Source organism: Serpentinimonas barnesii (genome assembly GCF_000696225.1).
Classification (GTDB): Bacteria; Pseudomonadota; Gammaproteobacteria; order Burkholderiales; family Burkholderiaceae_C; genus Serpentinimonas; species Serpentinimonas barnesii.
Window position 1 is genome coordinate 72,189 of the sequence record NZ_BAWN01000006.1, and the last position, 16,824, is coordinate 89,012.

General features: G+C 65.7%; 15 protein-coding genes. 6 read left to right on the forward strand and 9 right to left on the reverse strand.

Annotation, left to right across the window (positions count from 1 at the left end):
- Positions 1 to 17: 17 nt before the first annotated feature.
- From eda to SRAH_RS02215, 6 genes are all read right to left on the reverse strand, one after another.
- Entirely contained in the window at positions 18 to 710 is a 693-nt protein-coding gene (gene eda, locus SRAH_RS02190; protein WP_082210021.1) for a bifunctional 4-hydroxy-2-oxoglutarate aldolase/2-dehydro-3-deoxy-phosphogluconate aldolase, read from the reverse strand.
- A gap of 62 nt (positions 711 to 772) precedes the next feature.
- Positions 773 to 2,605: a phosphogluconate dehydratase gene (gene edd, locus SRAH_RS02195; RefSeq protein ID WP_029461718.1), complete on the reverse strand. Its 1,833-nt coding sequence runs from the start codon at positions 2,603 to 2,605 to the stop codon at positions 773 to 775.
- Between the two features lie 2 nt (positions 2,606 to 2,607).
- A complete protein-coding gene (gene pgl, locus SRAH_RS02200) occupies positions 2,608 to 3,414 on the reverse strand; it encodes a 6-phosphogluconolactonase (protein WP_082210022.1) in 807 nt (268 codons plus the stop codon).
- Positions 3,411 to 4,874 (reverse strand): glucose-6-phosphate dehydrogenase, encoded by a 1,464-nt coding sequence (zwf, locus tag SRAH_RS02205; RefSeq protein ID WP_029461720.1) that lies wholly within the window; start codon positions 4,872 to 4,874, stop codon positions 3,411 to 3,413. Before zwf ends, pgl begins: the two co-directional genes overlap by 4 nt.
- Before the next feature lie 134 nt (positions 4,875 to 5,008).
- Positions 5,009 to 6,508 (reverse strand): sensor histidine kinase, encoded by a 1,500-nt coding sequence (locus tag SRAH_RS02210; protein WP_082210023.1) that lies wholly within the window; start codon positions 6,506 to 6,508, stop codon positions 5,009 to 5,011.
- Complete coding sequence (locus SRAH_RS02215; RefSeq protein ID WP_029461722.1) at positions 6,505 to 7,176, reverse strand: response regulator transcription factor; 672 nt, start codon at positions 7,174 to 7,176, stop codon at positions 6,505 to 6,507. The genes SRAH_RS02210 and SRAH_RS02215 overlap by 4 nt, the downstream gene beginning before the upstream one ends.
- Before the next feature lie 277 nt (positions 7,177 to 7,453).
- On the opposite strand from SRAH_RS02215, the gene SRAH_RS02220 reads away from it, so the two are divergent.
- From SRAH_RS02220 to glk, 6 genes are all read left to right on the forward strand, one after another.
- Complete coding sequence (locus SRAH_RS02220) at positions 7,454 to 8,722, forward strand: ABC transporter substrate-binding protein (protein ID WP_029461723.1); 1,269 nt, start codon at positions 7,454 to 7,456, stop codon at positions 8,720 to 8,722.
- A gap of 119 nt (positions 8,723 to 8,841) precedes the next feature.
- Positions 8,842 to 9,723: a carbohydrate ABC transporter permease gene (locus SRAH_RS02225; protein ID WP_029461724.1), complete on the forward strand. Its 882-nt coding sequence runs from the start codon at positions 8,842 to 8,844 to the stop codon at positions 9,721 to 9,723.
- Positions 9,720 to 10,577 (forward strand): carbohydrate ABC transporter permease, encoded by an 858-nt coding sequence (locus tag SRAH_RS02230; RefSeq protein WP_029461725.1) that lies wholly within the window; start codon positions 9,720 to 9,722, stop codon positions 10,575 to 10,577. The genes SRAH_RS02225 and SRAH_RS02230 overlap by 4 nt, the downstream gene beginning before the upstream one ends.
- 3 nt (positions 10,578 to 10,580) lie before the next feature.
- Positions 10,581 to 11,651 (forward strand): ABC transporter ATP-binding protein, encoded by a 1,071-nt coding sequence (locus SRAH_RS02235; protein WP_029461726.1) that lies wholly within the window; start codon positions 10,581 to 10,583, stop codon positions 11,649 to 11,651.
- Positions 11,652 to 11,654: 3 nt separating this feature from the next.
- On the forward strand, positions 11,655 to 12,740 hold the full coding sequence (locus SRAH_RS02240) for an oxidoreductase (protein WP_029461727.1): 1,086 nt from the start codon (positions 11,655 to 11,657) through the stop codon (positions 12,738 to 12,740).
- 57 nt (positions 12,741 to 12,797) lie between these two features.
- Positions 12,798 to 13,799: a glucokinase gene (gene glk, locus SRAH_RS02245; protein ID WP_029461728.1), complete on the forward strand. Its 1,002-nt coding sequence runs from the start codon at positions 12,798 to 12,800 to the stop codon at positions 13,797 to 13,799.
- Positions 13,800 to 13,811: 12 nt separating this feature from the next.
- Here the strand turns inward: glk and SRAH_RS02250 are convergent, their stop codons facing one another.
- The 3 genes from SRAH_RS02250 to aroE all read right to left on the reverse strand — a co-directional run bounded on the left by SRAH_RS02250 (position 13,812) and on the right by aroE (position 16,655).
- Positions 13,812 to 14,660, reverse strand: a complete 849-nt coding sequence (locus SRAH_RS02250; protein WP_029461729.1) for a MurR/RpiR family transcriptional regulator — start codon at positions 14,658 to 14,660, stop codon at positions 13,812 to 13,814.
- Between the two features lie 171 nt (positions 14,661 to 14,831).
- Positions 14,832 to 15,788 (reverse strand): transaldolase, encoded by a 957-nt coding sequence (gene tal / locus SRAH_RS02255; RefSeq protein WP_029461730.1) that lies wholly within the window; start codon positions 15,786 to 15,788, stop codon positions 14,832 to 14,834.
- 30 nt (positions 15,789 to 15,818) lie between these two features.
- Positions 15,819 to 16,655, reverse strand: a complete 837-nt coding sequence (gene aroE / locus SRAH_RS02260; RefSeq protein ID WP_029461731.1) for a shikimate dehydrogenase — start codon at positions 16,653 to 16,655, stop codon at positions 15,819 to 15,821.
- Between the last annotated feature and the right edge of the window lie 169 nt (positions 16,656 to 16,824).

Here is a 16,824-nt window from a genome sequence, read left to right on the forward strand (position 1 = left end):
AAAGCCAAGTTTGGCGATCAGGCCTGTGCCGTGCCCAAGGGCGCTGCCGCTGCCACGGCGCAGGCTTGGCGCGCCAGCGTGGTGATACGGGCCCAGTCGCCCAAGTCTAGCGCTGCCGCTGGGGTGATCCAGGAGCCGCCCACCAGCGCCACGTTGGGCAGGGACAGAAAGGCCCCGAGTTGCTCCAAGCCGATACCGCCGGTGGGGCAAAAGCGCAGCTCGGGCAAGGGGCCGGCCCATGCCTTGAGCAGCTCCACGCCGCCCAGCGGGACGGCTGGGAAGCACTTGAGCAGCCCAAAACCGGCCTCGTGCGCCAGCATGGCCTCGCTGGCGCTGGCCACGCCGGGAATGAAAGGCAGCCGCATGGCCGCTGCCGCCGCCAGCAGGGTCGGGGTGCAACCCGGCGCAAGGGCAAAGCGGGCACCGGCGTCGCGCACCGCCGCCAGATCGGCCGGGCGCAACACGGTGCCTGCCCCCACCACCAGCTCGGGCACCTGGCGCGCCAGCGTTTCGATGGCGGCCAGCGCCGCCGGCGTGCGCAGGGTGATCTCGATCGCATCGATCCCGCCCTCGAGCAGCGCATGGGCCAGCCGGACCGCAGAGTCGGCGCGGGCCAAGGCCACCACGGGCAACACGCGGGTACGAAAGGGGGGCAGTTGGCTGCGCTGCGGCTCGGGCGCATGGGGCGCTGCGGATGGGGCGGTGGTCATTGGCTGGAGGTGGCTGGGTTGAGGGCAGGGGGCTGGACGGGGGTGGCAAAACGCGCTGGCGTTCAGTGGTTGCCAAACAAGGCCGAGCCACCGCACTCGGGCAAGCCGGCGTGGCGCCTAAAGAGCGCAAACAGCTCGCGCCCAAAGCCGTGCTCGTTGGCGCCCAAGTCGATGCGCTGGCCGCTGCGGGCGCTCCATTGCTCGGCTTCGACCTCGACTTGCAGCAGGCCCGCTTCGCAGTCGAACAGCACCATGTCGCCGTCGCGCACCTTGGCGATCGGGCCATCGAGCAGCGCTTCGGGGCTGAGGTGGATGGCTGCGGGCACCTTGCCCGAAGCGCCCGACATGCGGCCGTCGGTGACCAGCGCCACCTTGAAGCCCCGGTCCAGCAGGCTGCCCAGCACCGGGGTGAGCTTGTGCAGCTCGGGCATGCCATTGGCCTGCGGGCCCTGAAAGCGCAGCACGGCCACAAAGTCGCGCTCCAACTGCCCGGCCTTGAACAAATCGAGCAGCGCCTGTTGGCTGTCGAGCACCAGCGCCGGGGCGCGCACGCGCCGGTGTTCGGGCGCCACCGCCGAGTACTTGACCACCGAGCGGCCCAAGTTGCCCTGCAACAGCTTGATCCCGCCGTCGGGACTGAAGGGTCGGCTGACCGGGCGCAGCACCTGCTCGTCGGCCGATTGCTGCGCCGGCGCCCGCCACGCCAGTTGGCCGGCGTCGATCCAGGGCTCTTGGGTGCAGCGGTGCAGGCCCGGCCCCATGACGGTTTGCACGTCCTCGTGCAGCAGCCCGGCGCCGAGCAGTTGGTCGATCAAAAAACCCATGCCGCCCGCGGCGTGAAAGTGGTTCACGTCGGCCTTGCCGTTGGGGTAGATGCGCGTCAGCAGCGGAATGGCGCTTGAGAGGTCGGCAAAATCGTCCCAGTTGATGAGGATGCCGGCGGCCCGTGCCATGGCCACCAAGTGGATTGTGTGGTTGGTCGAGCCACCGGTGGCCAGCAGCCCGATGATGCCGTTGACCACCGTTTTTTCGCTCACGATGTCGGCCAGCGTCTGCGGCGCTTCGGCGCGCGCCAGCTCCAGTACGCGCTGCACGGCATGGCGGTTTAGGGCTTGGCGCAGTTCGGTGCCCGGATGCACGAACGAGGAGCCGGGCAATTGCAGGCCCATGACCTCGAGCAGCATCTGGTTGGAGTTGGCGGTGCCGTAGAAGGTGCAGGTGCCGGGGCCGTGGTAGGCAGCTTCTTCGGCTGCCAGCAAGGTGGCCCGGTCCACCAGACCTTGGGCGTGCTGCTGGCGCACCTTGGCTTTTTCGTCGTTGGCCAGGCCCGAACTCATGGGGCCAGCGGGCACGAACAGCATCGGCAAATGCCCAAACTGCAAGGCCCCGATCAACAGGCCGGGCACGATCTTGTCGCAAATGCCCAGCAACAAGGCGCCGTCATAGACGCTGTGCGTCAGGCCCACGGCGGTGCCCAGCGCGATCACGTCGCGCGAAAAGAGCGACAACTCCATGCCTTCGCAGCCTTGGGTGACGCCGTCGCACATGGCGGGCACGCCACCCGCAACCTGCGCCGTGGCGCCCAGCTCGCGCGCCCACGCCCGCAACTGGGCTGGGTAGTTTTCGTAGGGCTGGTGCGCCGACAGCATGTCGTTGTAGGCGGTGATGATGCCCACGTTGGGCTGGCGCTCTTGGTGCAGCACCAGTTTGTCGGATGCGGGCATGGCGGCAAAGGCGTGCGCGACGTTGGCGCAACCCATGCCGGCGCGGTAGCGCTGCGGGCGTTTTGAGGCCGCCGTGGTTTGTAAATAGGTGGCGCGGGTGGCGCGGCTGCGTTCGATGATGCGCTGCGTGACGCGCACCAGCGTGTCGTGCAAGGGTGGGGTGGGTTTCATGATCAGGGGGCTATCCAAATATCGATCGGGCCAGCGGCCCGCTCCAACACAAACGAGACCGGCCAAGCGGGCGAAGGGGCTTCTAGGGCGCGCTGGTACACCGCCAGCTTGGCCGCGCCGGCCAAGGCCAAGTGGCGCTGGCGTGCGGCCAGCACCCAGGCGCGCGTGAGGGTCAGGCGCGGATGCGCTGCCGTGCGCGGCTGTGTGCACACCACCGGCTGCGTGCCGTGCAGCGCCTCGGGCAAGCCGGGGCTGTCGGGGAACCACGAGGCGGTGTGGCCGTCGTCGCCCATGCCCAGCAGCAGCACGTCGAGCACGTCCCCCAGCGCCCGCAGGCGCTGGCTGGCGCGTTCTGCCAAGGCGGGGCCGGCCCGGAGCGCAGTTGCCACAGGGTCTGCATCGTCCGCAGGCTGTTCGGTCAAGGCCACGGGCCAGGGCGGGTCGAGCCAAGCCGTGAAGCGCGCCTGCGCCGCCGCGCCTTGCAGCAAGTGCGTGCGCACCAAAAGGGCGTTGCTGTCGGGGTGCTGTTCGGGCACGCAGCGCTCATCGACCAGCGTGAGTTGCACCCGCGCCCAATCCACGTCTTGCAGGCGCAATTGCTCGAACAAGGCAATGGGCGAACGCCCTCCCGAAACCGCCAGCGTGGCTTGGCCGCGCTGCGCGATGGCCGCCTGCAACTGCCCGGCTATGCACTGCGCCTGCGCCAAGGCCATGGAAGCCGGGCAGGCGCAGTGGTGTTCGCGCACACCCGGTGGGCGCGCAACGGCCGGATCCGGCGCGGCAAGGGGAGGGGGGTTGGCGGCGCTCATGATTCCTCGAACCAGCTACAGCCCTCGCGGGCCATCAGGGCCGAGGACGCGGCCGGGCCCCAAGTGCCGGCGGTGTAGGGGCGCGGCTTTTCGCCCAGCGCCTGCCAGCCCTGCAAGATCGGGTCAACCCACTTCCAGGCGGCTTCGAGTTCATCGCGCCGCATGAAGTGGGTCAACCGCCCCTTGATCACGTCCACCAGCAGCCGCTCGTAGGCGTCGGCGCGCCGGCCCGCCAAGGCGGATTCGAGGTCGAGGTCGAGGAACACCGGTTTCATGTTCAGGCCCGAACCGGGGATTTTGGCCATCATCTGCAACTGGATTGACTCCTCGGGCTGCAAGGTGATGATGAGCCGATTCGGGTGTTCGTTGGGCGGCTGGGCGCCGAAGATGGAAAAGGGCGGTTGCGCAAAATCGATCACGATCTGCGAGCGCCGCGTTTGCAGCCGCTTGCCGGTGCGCAAAAAAAACGGCACCCCGGCCCAGCGCGCGTTGTTGATGTGGGTGCGCAGCGCCACAAAGGTTTCGGTTTGGCTGCCGGGCGGGACGTTGGCCTCATCGAGGTAGCCGCACACCGATTCGCCCTGTGCCGCCCCGGCAATGTACTGGCCGCGCACGGTGTGCTGGCGCAGGGCGGCGGCATCGAGCCGTTGCAGGCTGCGCAAGACCTTGAGTTTTTCGTCGCGCACGTCGTCGGGGTCGAGCGATATGGGGGGCTCCATGGCGACGATGCACAGCAGTTGCAACAGGTGGTTTTGCACCATGTCGCGCAAGGCCCCGGTCTGGTCGTAAAAGCCGGCCCGACTGCCCACGCCCACCGATTCGGCCACCGTGATTTGCACGCTGCGGATGCTGGGCGCGCGCCACAGCGGTTCGAAAATGGCGTTGCCAAAGCGCAGCACCATCAGGTTTTGCACCGTTTCCTTGCCCAAATAGTGGTCGATGCGGTAGATTTGCTGCTCGCCAAAGTGGCGCGCCACCGCTTCGTTGATCACCTTGGCCGAGGGCAGGTCGTGGCCGAGCGGTTTTTCCAGCACCACCCGCGCCTGCGCATCCACCAGTCCGGCGCTGTCCAAGTGCTGGCAAATTTGGGTAAACAGGGTCGGGGCGGTGGCAAGGTAGAACACGCGTTGTGCCTGCGGCGTCAGGCAGGCGGCCAGCCGCGCGTAGTCGGCGGCTTGGGTGGCATCGAGCGATACGTATTCGAGCCGTTGCAAAAACGCTTGCCACACTTCGGGCTGCATTTCATTGGCGTCGATGTGCTTGATGCTGCCCCCTTGCACAAATTCCACGTACTGAGCCGTGCTCCACGCCTGGCGGCCCAGCGCGATGATGCGGGTGGCCGTTGGCAGCCGCTGGTGTGCATGCGCCATGTACAGCGCCGGCAGCAGCTTGCGCCATGAGAGGTCGCCGGCCCCGCCAAATATGAGCAGATCGAGCGCTCGTTCGGTTGCTGCGGTCATGGAGGCATTCCGGTTTTGGGTTGGGGATGAGGTTGGATCGCAGGATTGTAACTAAATTACAAAAATGCGGGTTATTGACACAGTTGGCTGTAATTTAAATCCGGGTAAGGCAAAAAAACCAGCGCTCGGCGTTATTAAGCCGTGCTGAGCGCTTGCGGTGGCATTGCCGGCAAGCTGATGCGCACCTCCAGCCCGCCTTCGGGTGGGTGCCGCAACGCCACCTCACCGCCGTGGCGGCGCACGATGTCGCGCACGATGGCCAGCCCCAAGCCGCAGCCATTGCCTTGCTGGGTGCCCCTAAAAAAACGCTCGAAGGCGCGCTCGCGCAGTTCGGGCGCGATGCCGGGCCCGTTGTCGCGCACCCAGATTTGCAGTGGGTCAGAGGCCGAGTCGAGCCCGACCGTGATTTCGGCCCCCGTGCCCGCGTACAAAATGGCGTTGTCGATCAGGTTGGATATGGCCTCACGCAGCAGCGTGGGTTCGGCCCATACCCAAGCGGCGGGGCCGTCGCGGTGTTCCCAGCCGAGGTCGATTTGGGCGCGCAAGGCTTTGGGCACCCAATCGGCCACCACGGTTTGCAGCAGCGCCTGCAAGTCGGTGCGCTGCATTTGGGGCAGCGGGGCGCCGGGTTCGGAGCGCGCCAAGCTCAACAGCTGGTTCACGAGGTGGGCGCTGCGGGCGGCGCTCTCGTGCACCTTGGCCAGGCGCTGGCGCAATTCGGCGCGCTCGCTGGTTTCGAGTTGTTGCAACGCCAGTTCGGTCTGCGCCTTCAGGCCCGCCAAGGGCGTTCGCAACTGGTGTGCGGCGTCTCCGATGAAGCGCCGCTGCTGCTCCAGATGCTGGCGCGCATCGGCCAGCAGGGTGTTGAGCGCCTGCGCCAGCGCGTGCAGCTCCAGCGGCGCGCCGTCGAGCTCGATGGGATCGAGTTTGCTGGCGGCTCGGCCCTCAACTTGCTGCCTCAGGCGCCGGATCGGGGCCAAGCCGGCCTGAATCCCGAACCAAACGATCAGGCTCATCAAGACCATCAGGGTCGACAGGGGCAGCAGCATGTCGATCAAAATGCGCTCCACCAGTTGCTCACGCGTGGTTTTGCTGCGTGCCACCTGAATCAGCACCTGCTGCGGGGCGGCCCCGAACTCGGCATCGAGCAACTGGTACAAGGCCACCACGCGCACCTGCACCAGGGTGTCGCTGCCGGGCATGGAGGGCATCAGGCCGTCGTAGAAAAAGGGCAGATCCGGCTGCGAATTGGCCTGCACTTCGGGCGGCGGTGGCGGCAAGGTGTGGTTGCCCAAGATGAAGCTGCCCGGGGGCGAGCTCACTACATAAAACTGGCGGTCTTGCGGGTCGGCTTCGAGTATGGCCTGCGCGGCCCGCGGAAAATCGATCAGCAAGCCATCGCCCAGCGGTTTGAGCTGACGCGCCAAGGCCCGGCTGGATTGCGCCAGCCCCATGTCGAGCGCCTGATCGACGTAGCTGGCGGCCAGCCGATAGGCCGCAGCTCCACCCGCAGCCCAGAGCACGATTTGCGGCAGCAGCAGCCACAGCAGCAACTGGCGCGACAAGCGCAAACGGTGCCCCTTGAGGGGCGGCTTTGCAGCGGCTGGGGCAGTGGATGAAGCGGGGGCGCTCAAGGGGTTTCGGCCTCCATCAGATAGCCCAATCCGCGCACGGTGCGTATCAGCACGCCCGCGCCTTCGAGCTTGCGCCGCAAGCGGTGGATATAAACCTCGATCGTGTTGCCGGGCCCGCTTTCGGCACCTTCGCCCGACCAGGTGGCGGCAATCTGGTCTTTGGTGACCACCTTGCCGCGTTGCTCGATCAGCAGATTGAGCAACGACCATTCGCGCCCGCTGAGTTCGAGCGCCGCGCCGTTGAGGGTGGCGCGCCGGCGCTCGGGTTCCAGCACCAGCCCTTGCCATTGCAGCGCCGTTTGCTGGGGCAGGCTGCGCCGCAGCAAGGCTTGCAAGCGGGCCTGCAATTCGGGCCAGTCAAAAGGTTTGGTCACGTAGTCGTCGGCCCCGGCTTCAAAGCCGGCCACCCGATCATCCAGCGCATCGCGTGCCGACAGCAGCAGCACCGGCAGACCCGGATTGTTGCGCCGCAAGCGCTGCAACACGGTCAGGCCATCGACCATGGGCAGGCCAAGGTCGAGCACCGCAATGTCGAACGGCTGGTGTTCGAGCAGGTAATCGGCCACTGCCCCATTGGGCGCGTGCTGCACCGCATAGCCCGCGCGGCCGAGTTGTTGCAGCAGGGCGTCTGCTAGGAGGGGGTCGTCTTCGGCCAGCAGGAGCTTCATGGGATTGGGTGCGATGGAATCAACGGCGCATCGAGATGGGGCATGGCGGATGCGGCTGGCGTATGGGCCAGCTTGGCGCGCCCCGATGCAGGCCCTTCATTGTGCCGTGCTTGGCCCCAGCCCGGCGCACCCAGAGCGGGCCTGGGCTTCAGGGTTTAACCTAGTATTAATAAATTAATTGTTTGTTAAGATTTCGCCGCTGCCCGGTAACGGGTTCAGCCACCCTCGGGCAGGCAGCGCTCTTCAAAACCCCCAAGCTTCAGGAGACGATCCGATCATGCGCAAACTCATAGACATCAAGAAAACGCTGGTGGCCGCAGCCACCGTGCTGCTGACCGCCACCGCATTTGCCCAGACCACGGGCGGTGAGGTGGAGGTGCTGCACTGGTGGACCAGCGGCGGCGAGGCGCGCGCGGCGGCTGCGCTCAAGCAGCAGTTGCAGCAGCAGGGCCACACCTGGCGCGATTTTGCCGTGGCCGGTGGCGGCGGCGACAACGCGATGACGGTGCTCAAATCGCGCGTGATGGCGGGCAACCCGCCCTCGGCGGCGCAGATCAAAGGGCCGTCGCTGCAAGAGTGGGGCGAGCTTGGGGTGCTGACCAACCTGAACGATGTGGCCCGCGCCGGCAACTGGGACAACCTGGTGCCGCGCGTGATTGGCGACATCATGAAACACAACGGCAACTGGATTGCGGTGCCGGTCAACGTGCACCGGGTCAACTGGCTCTGGACCAACCCCGAGGTGTTCCGCCGCGCCGGTGCCCGCGTACCCACCAACTGGGATGAGTTTTTTGTCGCCGCCGAGGCGCTGCGCCGTGCCGGCGTGATTCCGCTGGCACATGGCGGGCAAAACTGGCAGGATTTCACCTTGTTTGAATCGGTCGCGCTGGGCGTGGGCGGCACCGATTTTTACCGCAGTGCCCTGGTGCAACTGGACCAAACCGCGCTGCGCAGCGCAACCATGACGCGCGTGCTCGAGACCTTCCGCCGCGTCAAGGCGCACACTGACCGCAACGCCCCCGGCCGCGACTGGAACCTGGCCACGGCGATGGTGATACGGGGCGAAGCCGGCATGCAACTGATGGGCGACTGGGCCAAGGGCGAGTTCATCGCCGCAGGTCGGGTGCCGGGGCGTGATTTTGGCTGCGTGGCAGCGCCCGGCACCGCCAATGCCTTCACCTTCAACGTCGACTCCTTTGCCATGTTCCGCCTGCGCAACGAGGCCAACACCCGGGCCCAGCGCGATTTGGCCAACGCCATTTTGTCGCCGGAGTTCCAGGAAGTGTTCAACCTCAACAAGGGTTCGATCCCGGTGCGGCTGAACATGAACCTGGAGCGCTTTGATGAATGCGCCCGCATGAGCTCGCGCGATTTCGTTGAAACCTCGCGCCGCGGCACGCTGGTGCCCTCGATCGCGCACGGCATGGCGGTGCGTTCGGCGGCATCGGGCGCCATGCAAGATGTGGTGAGCCAATTCTGGAACGACGACCGGGTGACGGTGCAAAACGCCCAAGAGCGGCTTGCCCGGGCGGCGCAAACGCGCTGAACGACGGAAGCCTTGTGGCTGATTTGGCTTCAATATTGCAGTCTTGAAAGCGCAGGCGCGCACCCCGAACCGGGTGCCGCCTGCCTGCCTGATTACCAGGCTGTCCAGTGGAGTGGCACATGTTTCGTTCCCCCCAAAGCAAGGCAACGGTCTGGTTGCCCAAGCTGGTGGTCGCCCCCAGTTTTTTGCTCTCGTTGCTGTTTATTTACGGCCTGATGGCGTGGAACGGCTATTTGTCGTTCACCGCTTCGCGCATCCTGCCCAACTACGAGTTCATCGGGCTGGCCAATTACGAGGCCCTGTGGGTGAACGAGCGCTTCCATGTGGCCATGCGCAATCTGGCCGTTTTTGGCGTGCTTTTCATTGGCGGTTCGATGGCGCTGGGGGTGCTGCTGGCAATCTTGCTGGATCAAAAAATCCGCGCCGAGGGTGTGCTGCGCACGATCTACCTGTACCCGATGGCGATTTCTTTCATCGTCACCGGCACGGCCTGGAAATGGATGCTCAATCCGGGCATGGGGTTGGAGCATTTGATGCACCAGTGGGGCTTCGAGAACTTCAGCTTTGGTTGGTTGGTCGATCCCCAAATGGCGATTTACTGCGTCGTAATTGCCGGCATATGGCAGTGCGCTGGCTTCGTCATGGCCCTGTTTCTGGCCGCCTTGCGTGGTATCGATGAGTCCATCATCAAAGCGGCGCAGGTCGATGGCGCCAGCTTGCCGCGCATTTACTGGAGCATCATCCTGCCCAGCCTAGGCCCGGTGTTTTTTAGCACTTTTATCGTGGTCAGCCATTTGGCCATCAAGAGCTTCGACCTCGTGATGGCGCTTACCGCCGGCGGCCCCGGCTTTGCCACCGACCTGCCGGCGACTTTCATGTATGCCCACGCCTTTACGCGCGGTCAGATCGGGCTTGGCGCAGCCAGCGCCATGGTCATGTTGGCGGTGGTGGCCGCCATCGTGGTGCCCTACCTCTATTCCGAACTGAGGAGCAAGCGATGACGATTCGCCTCTCGATCCACCGCATCGTGCTGTGGACTTTGCTGCTGGTGTTTGCGCTGTGGTTTTTGGCGCCTTTGTATGTGATGCTGGTGACCTCGCTCAAAGACGCCGAGCAGTTGCGTGCCGGCAATTTGCTCAGCCTACCGACCGACCCGACCCTGTACGCCTGGTTCAAGGCCTGGGGTTCGGCCTGCACCGGGGTGCAGTGCGAGGGTTTGCAGCCCTTTTTCTGGAACTCGGTGCTGATGGTGGTGCCAGCGGTGCTGATTTCCACCTTCATAGGTGCCCTCAATGGCTATGTGCTGAGCAAATGGCGCTTTCGGGGCAGCGAGTTGCTGTTTGCTTTCATGCTGTTTGGCGTGTTCATGCCGATGCAAGTGGTGCTGCTGCCCATGAGCCAGGTGCTGGGCTGGCTGGGCCTGGCGAGTTCGATCTGGGGCCTGATTCTGGTGCACGTGCTGGCCGGCATTCCCACCACCACCCTGTTTTTCCGCAACTACTATGTGGGCTTGCCGGATGAGCTGATCAAGGCGGCGCAGCTTGATGGGGCCACCTTTTGGCAGATTTTCTGGCTTATTGTGGTGCCGCTCTCGACCCCGATCATCGTGGTGACGCTGATTTGGCAATTCACCAACATCTGGAATGATTTTTTGTATGGCGTGGTGTTTTCCGATTCCGGCAGCATGCCGGTCACGGTGGGCCTCAACAACCTAGCCAACACTTCGGGCGTGGTCAAGGAGTACAACGTGGAAATGGCGGCGGCGCTGATTGCCGCGCTGCCGACATTGATCATTTACATTGTGGCGGGCAAGTTCTTTTTGCGCGGTTTGACCGCCGGTGCGGTGAAAGGTTGATTCATGGGTGCGTTGAGCATTAAGCAAATTCACAAATCCTTCAATGCCACCACGCAGGTGCTAAAGGGCATCGATCTGGAGATCGAGAAGGGTGAGTTCCTGATTCTGGTCGGGCCCTCGGGCTGTGGCAAATCCACCTTGCTTAGCATGATTGCCGGCCTTGATGCCCCCACCTCTGGCCGCATCTATATCGGTGAACGCGATGTCACCGATCTGCCCAGCAAAGATCGTGACATTGCCATGGTGTTTCAGAGCTACGCCCTGTACCCCAACATGACGGTGGCCCGAAACATTGCCTTTGGGCTGGAAATTCGCAAAATCCCCAAGGCCGAGCGCGAGGCGGCGGTGCAGCGGGTGGCGCAAATGCTGCAAATCGGGCATTTGCTGGACCGCAAGCCGGGCCAGCTCTCGGGCGGGCAACGCCAGCGCGTGGCCATGGGGCGTGCCTTGGCGCGCGACCCGGTGTTGTTTCTCTTTGACGAACCGCTGTCCAACCTCGACGCCAAATTGCGCGTCGAGATGCGCGCCGAGATCAAGCAATTGCACCAGCGCACCCGCACCACCACGGTGTACGTGACGCACGATCAGGTGGAGGCCATGACGCTGGGCGACCGCATCGCCGTCATGAAAGACGGCTTGGTGCAGCAGTTTGGCACACCGGCGCAAATTTATCGCCAGCCCGCCAACCGCTTCGTGGCCGAATTCATTGGTTCACCGGCCATGAACATGGTCGATGCCGCTTTCGTGGGCGATCAACTGACTGTTCGTGGCGTGACGCTCGATCTCGATGCACAACAGGCCCAGGCCGTGCGCCGTCACCCCAACAGCGAACTGGTGTTTGGGCTGCGCCCAGAAAACCTCAGCTTTGCCGAGTCCGGCTTGCCCGGCACCCTGACCATGATCGAGCCCACCGGGCCAGAGTCTTACGCCACGGTGGACACCGCGGTGGGCTTGCTCACGGCGCGCGTACCGGGCTTGCTCAATGCCCGGGTGGGCGAGCGCGTGTGCGTGCGTTGGGATCCAAGCGAGGCGCACCTGTTCGACCGCCACAGCGGCCAACGGCTGGTGCTTTAAGGCATGTCGCATTCAGCCGCCACCGGCGTGGCTCTGGTGGGCTGGGGCTACGCCGGCGCCACCCTGCACGCCCCCCTGATTGCCGCCACCAGCGGCCTCAAACTGGTGGCGGTGGCGAGCAGCCGCCACGCGGGCCCGCCTGCATCCCTGACACCCGCGCTTGCGGCGGCGCTTGCGGGTTGTGCTTGGTTGCCCGATCTGGCGTCTGTGCTGGCGCTGCCCGAGGTGCAACTGGTGGTGCTGGCAACCCCCAACCAGACCCATTTTCCGCTGGCCCAGATGGCGCTGGCGGCCGGCAAGCATGTGCTGATCGACAAGCCCTTTGCGCTCACCTTGGCGCAGGCCGATGCCCTGATCGCGCAAGCGCAGGCCACGCAGCGCCTGCTGACGGTGTTTCACAACCGGCGTTGGGACAGCGATTTCATCGAGTTGCAGCAGGTGCTGGCCGAGGGCTGCCTGGGGCGGGTGACGCATGTGGAATCGCACCTAGACCGCTTTCGGCCGCAGGTGCGCGAGCGCTGGCGCGAATCCGCCCAGCCTGGGGCCGGCTTGTGGTTTGACTTGGGGCCGCACTTGCTCGATCAGGCCTTGCAGTTGTTTGGCGAGCCCGAATCGATCCAACTCCACACCCAGCGCCAGCGCGACGGCGCCTTGTGCGACGACTGGTTTCACGCCCTGCTGCGCTATCCGCGGCATTGCATGGTCTTGCATGCCAGTGTGTTGGCCGCGCAGCCCGCACCTCGCTGGACCGTGCACGGCACCCATGGCAGCTACCTGCGCCAGCAAGGCGATGGGCAAGAAGAGGCCCTTAAGGCGGGTCGCATGCCGGCGCTGGATGCGCGCTGGGGGCAGGGCGATGCACCGGGGGCGCTTACGCTGGCGCAGCCCGATGGCGCCCTGGCTGCGGCGGCGCCGCTTTCCGAAGGCGCGGGCGACTGGCGCCATTTTTACGCCGGTGTGTGCGCGGCGCTGGCAGGTCGCGTGGCGGCGCCCCCGGTGACGGCGCAGCAGGCCCGCTGCGTGATGGACTGGCTCGAACGCGGTTGGGGCAGCCAGTCGTCAGCCCATGCCGGGCAAGCGGGTTCCTGATGCCGGGTCTGGCGCCATCTGTGCAAGACTCCCGATGAATTTGACTGGAAGCACCCGATGTCACACGACCCCCACGCCCCGCGGCTGCTGGCCGACATAGGCGGCACCAATGCCCGCTTTGCTTGGCAGGCCGGTTCGGGTGCCACGCCCGAGGCGCTGCAAACGCTGCCCTGTGCCGACTACGCCACGCTGGAACTGGCCATGCAGGCTTATCTGGAGCGGGTGCAGCGGCCACGCCCCTTGTTGGCGGCTTTGGCGATTGCCAACCCGGTACACGGCGACCGGGTGCGCATGACCAATCACCACTGGTCGTTTTCGATTGCCGAGTTGCGCCAGCGCATGGGCTTGCAGCGGCTCGAGGTGCTGAACGACTTTGCCGCGCTGGCCTTGGCCTTGCCCGACCTGTTGCCGAGCGAGAAGCGCTTGCTGGCGGGTTGCAACCCTGCCCCGGACGCCGATGTTCAGGACGGCCCAAACAGAGCAAACGGCCCGCTGGCCCTGATCGGCGCCGGCACCGGCTTGGGCGTATCGGGCCTGCTGCCCTTGCCCAACGGCGGCTGGCTGCCGATTGCGGGGGAAGGCGGGCACGTGACGCTAGCGGCCAGCAACGCCCGCGAACAACAGGTGCTCGAGGCCTTGCAGCAGCGCCACGGCCACGTGTCGGCCGAGCGGGCCATCAGCGGCGCAGGCTTGGTCGATTTGTACCAGGCCCTGTGCCGGGCCGAGGCCAGCCAGCCGCACGACTGGGGGGCGGCGGAAATCAGCGTTGCAGCCCTGCAAGGCCACACCCAGGCGCGCGCCGCGCTTGAGCTGTTCTGCGCCTTCCTTGGAACGGTGGCGGGCAATCTGGCGCTGACCTTGGGCGCGCGCGGTGGTCTCTACATCGGTGGGGGCATCGTGCCCAAACTCGGGGCGTTTTTTGATCAGTCCGCATTCCGCGAGCGCTTCGTCGCCAAGGGGCGCTTTCGGGCTTATCTGGAATCGATACCGGTGTGGGTGATCGTGGCCGAGCAGTCGCCGGCCCTTCGCGGCGCAGCCCGGGTGCTGGAGCGGCTTTGATGCACAGGGGGCTCAGTGGTAGCGCTTGGCGTGCAACTGCGCCTTGATGTCCATCAGCATCGGCTGCAAGCGCGCACTGCCAATGCGCAGCGCCAGGCTGGTGGCCAGAATGTCGATGATCAGCAAGTGAATCAGGCGCGACGTCATGGGGATGTCTTGCTCGAAGCGCTCGCTGTGGTCGGCCGCCAGATGGATGTCGGTGTGCTCTGCCAAGGGGCTGGCACTGGCCGTGATCGAGACCGTGGTGGCACCGCGCTGGCGTGCGATTTGTGCGGCATCGAGCAAGTCGCGCGTGCGGCCGGAGTTTGAAATGATCAGCGCCACATCGGTCGGGCCGAGTAGGGCTGCGCTCATGACCTGCAAATGCCCGTCGCAGTGCGACAGCGTGTGAATGCCGAGCCGAAACAGCTTGTGTTGCGCATCTTGGGCCACAATGCCCGAGTTGCCCACGCCGTAGCAGTCGATCCGGCGCCCGTTCTGGTGCGCCCGGTGCATGGCCTGCACCGCTTGCTCCAGCGCCGCACCGGCCAGGGTTTTGCGGTAGGCCAACAGGGCCGCCATGGTGTTGTCGATCACCTTGAGCGCGAGCTCGGGCACCGCGTCGCGTTCATCCACGCTGCGGTGGATGTAGGGCACGCCATCGTTCAAAGTGCCCGCCAGCTTGAGCTTGAAGTCGATCAAGCCCTTGTAGCCCAGGCTGCGGCAAAAGCGCACCACCGTCGGTTTGCTCACTTGCGCCAGTTCGGCCAGCGCGCCCACGGGCAGGAGCGAGAAGCGCTGCGGATCTTGCAGCACCAATTCCGCCACCCGGCGCTCGGCCGCCGAGAGCGAGGGCAGGCTGGCTTGGATGCGGTCGAGCATCTCAGTGGCGCCCGGCCGTCCGAAGCCACTGAGGCGCCCCCTCGGGGGGCAGCGAACGCAGTGAGCGTGGGGGCGTGTTCATACTCAGTGGCGCCCGGCCGTCCGAAGCCACTGAGGCGCCCCCTCGGGGGGCAGCGAACGCAGTGAGCGTGGGGGCATGTTCATCTTTGACTAGCGCCCCTGCTGCGCCGCAATCAGTTGCTCCAGCCGCAGCGAGTCGGCGCAGAAGGCGCGGATGCCTTCGGCCAGTTTTTCGGTTGCCAGCGCGTCCTCGTTCAAGGCCAAGCGAAAGCTGGCCTGGTCGTGCTGCACGGCTTGCAGATCGAGGGCCAGCGCGGCGGCCGGGTCGAGCGCGCGCGGCAGCGGCTCGGTGCTGGCCGCCAATTGCGCCAGCAGTTCAGGGCTGATGGTGAGTAGGTCGCAGCCAGCCAGCGCCACGATCTGGCCGGTGTTGCGAAAGCTCGCCCCCATGATCTCGGTGGCAATGCCAAAGCGCTTGTAGTACTCGAAAATGCGCCGCACCGACTGCACCCCGGGGTCGTGGGCGCCGGCGCGGGCGGCCTCATCCCACTGGCTGCCGGCCTGTTTTTTGTGCCAGTCGTAAATGCGGCCCACAAAGGGGGAGATAAGCTGCACCCGGGCCTGGGCGCAGGCCAGTGCCTGGCAAAAAGCGAACAGCAGCGTCAGGTTGGTGCGAATGCCGCGCCGCTCCAGGTGCGCCGCCGCTGCTATGCCCTCCCAGGTGGCGGCGATCTTGATCAGCACCCGGTCGATGTGTATGCCTTCGGCCTGGTAGAGCTCGATCAGGCGCTCGGCGCGGGTGATGGTGGCGGCGGCGTCGAAGCTCAGGCGGGCATCGACTTCGGTCGAAACCCGGCCCGGAATCAGGGCCAGAATTTCGCAGCCAAAGCGCACCAGCAGCCGGTCCACGATTTCGTCGGTGTCGCGCGCGCCAAAGCGCGCCACGGTCTGCGCCAGCAGCGGGGCGTAGTCGGGTTTTTGCACCGATTTGAGGATCAGCGAGGGGTTGGTGGTTGCATCCTGCGGCTGGAACTGCGCCAGTTGCAAAAAATCGCCGGTGTCGGCCACCACGGTGCTGTGCTGCTTGAGGGCCTCGAGTTGGTTCATGGTGGGGATGGTGCTTAAGTGGCTGGCTGGTTAGATGAGGGGCAGGCTCAGGCGGTGGATCACCTCGGCGGTGTCCGGGCGCACGCCGCGCCACCAGGCAAAGGCTTCGGCGGCTTGCTCGACCAGCATGCCCACGCCGTCGGCAAGCTGGTGCACCCCGGCTTGCTGGGCCTGGCGCAAAAAGGGCGTCAGGCCCTTGCCATAGACCATGTCGTAGGCCAGGCCATCGGGCTTGAAGGCGCGTGCGGGCAGGGGCAGCCCTTCGGCGCTCAGGCTGGCCGAGGTGGCGTTGAGCACCAAGTCGAAGCGCTGCGATCCGATCTCGTCGTAGCCGCAGGCGGCCAATGTGTTGGCACTGGCCCCTTGGGCGATGAACTCTGCCACCAGCGCTTGGGCTTTGGCCGCGTTGCGGTTGACGACCAGCAGCAGCCCCGCTTGGGTGCGCAGCAGCGGCAGGATGGCGCCCCGGCTGGCCCCGCCGGCCCCGAGCAGCAGCACCGTGCGCCCGGCCAAACGCTGGCCCAAGTTGTGGCTGAGGTCGCGCACCAGGCCGCTGCCGTCGAAGTTTTCGGCTAGGCAGCGATCGCCCTCGAACTTGAGCGCGTTGGCGGCCCCGGCGCAGCGTGCGCTCTCGGCCAGGTGGGTGGCGTAGGCGCAGGCCTCGGGCTTGAAGGGCAGCGTCACGTTCACGCCGCGCCCGCCCTCGGAGCGAAAGCGCTCCACGGTGGCGGCAAACTGGCCCGCCTCCAAGGGGGCTTCGATCGCCTCGTAGCTCAAGCGCTGGCCGGTGGCGGCGGCAAAGGCGCTGTGGATGACGGGCGATTTGCTGTGGCCTATGGGGTGGCCAATGACGGCGTAGCGGTCCATGCGGGGCGGGTAAAAAGGGTGGATTCGGCGTTCAGGCAAACGCCGCATTGTCGCCGATGCGCTGGGCCGCGCTCTGGCCGCGCTCAGCCAAAGTAGCGGGTTGGCGCTACATTGAGCCTCAGAAGCCGTGGTCTGACACCCTTCCCCCTCTTTCCCATGACCCCTTTCA

Excerpts from the sequence above, each read along its gene's own strand:
- edd (WP_029461718.1), bottom strand. The coding sequence starts at position 2,605 with ATGAAACCCACCCCACCCTTGCACGACACGCTGGTGCGCGTCACGCAG.
- zwf (WP_029461720.1), bottom strand. The coding sequence starts at position 4,874 with ATGACCGCAGCAACCGAACGAGCGCTCGATCTGCTCATATTTGGCGGG.
- tal (WP_029461730.1), bottom strand. The coding sequence starts at position 15,788 with ATGAACCAACTCGAGGCCCTCAAGCAGCACAGCACCGTGGTGGCCGAC.
- SRAH_RS02240 (WP_029461727.1), top strand. The coding sequence starts at position 11,655 with ATGTCGCATTCAGCCGCCACCGGCGTGGCTCTGGTGGGCTGGGGCTAC.
- SRAH_RS02220 (WP_029461723.1), top strand. The coding sequence starts at position 7,454 with ATGCGCAAACTCATAGACATCAAGAAAACGCTGGTGGCCGCAGCCACC.
- SRAH_RS02225 (WP_029461724.1), top strand. The coding sequence starts at position 8,842 with ATGTTTCGTTCCCCCCAAAGCAAGGCAACGGTCTGGTTGCCCAAGCTG.
- SRAH_RS02215 (WP_029461722.1), bottom strand. The coding sequence starts at position 7,176 with ATGAAGCTCCTGCTGGCCGAAGACGACCCCCTCCTAGCAGACGCCCTG.
- aroE (WP_029461731.1), bottom strand. The coding sequence starts at position 16,655 with ATGGACCGCTACGCCGTCATTGGCCACCCCATAGGCCACAGCAAATCG.
- glk (WP_029461728.1), top strand. The coding sequence starts at position 12,798 with ATGTCACACGACCCCCACGCCCCGCGGCTGCTGGCCGACATAGGCGGC.
- SRAH_RS02230 (WP_029461725.1), top strand. The coding sequence starts at position 9,720 with ATGACGATTCGCCTCTCGATCCACCGCATCGTGCTGTGGACTTTGCTG.
- eda (WP_082210021.1), bottom strand. The coding sequence starts at position 710 with ATGACCACCGCCCCATCCGCAGCGCCCCATGCGCCCGAGCCGCAGCGC.
- SRAH_RS02235 (WP_029461726.1), top strand. The coding sequence starts at position 10,581 with ATGGGTGCGTTGAGCATTAAGCAAATTCACAAATCCTTCAATGCCACC.
- pgl (WP_082210022.1), bottom strand. The coding sequence starts at position 3,414 with ATGAGCGCCGCCAACCCCCCTCCCCTTGCCGCGCCGGATCCGGCCGTT.
- SRAH_RS02250 (WP_029461729.1), bottom strand. The coding sequence starts at position 14,660 with ATGCTCGACCGCATCCAAGCCAGCCTGCCCTCGCTCTCGGCGGCCGAG.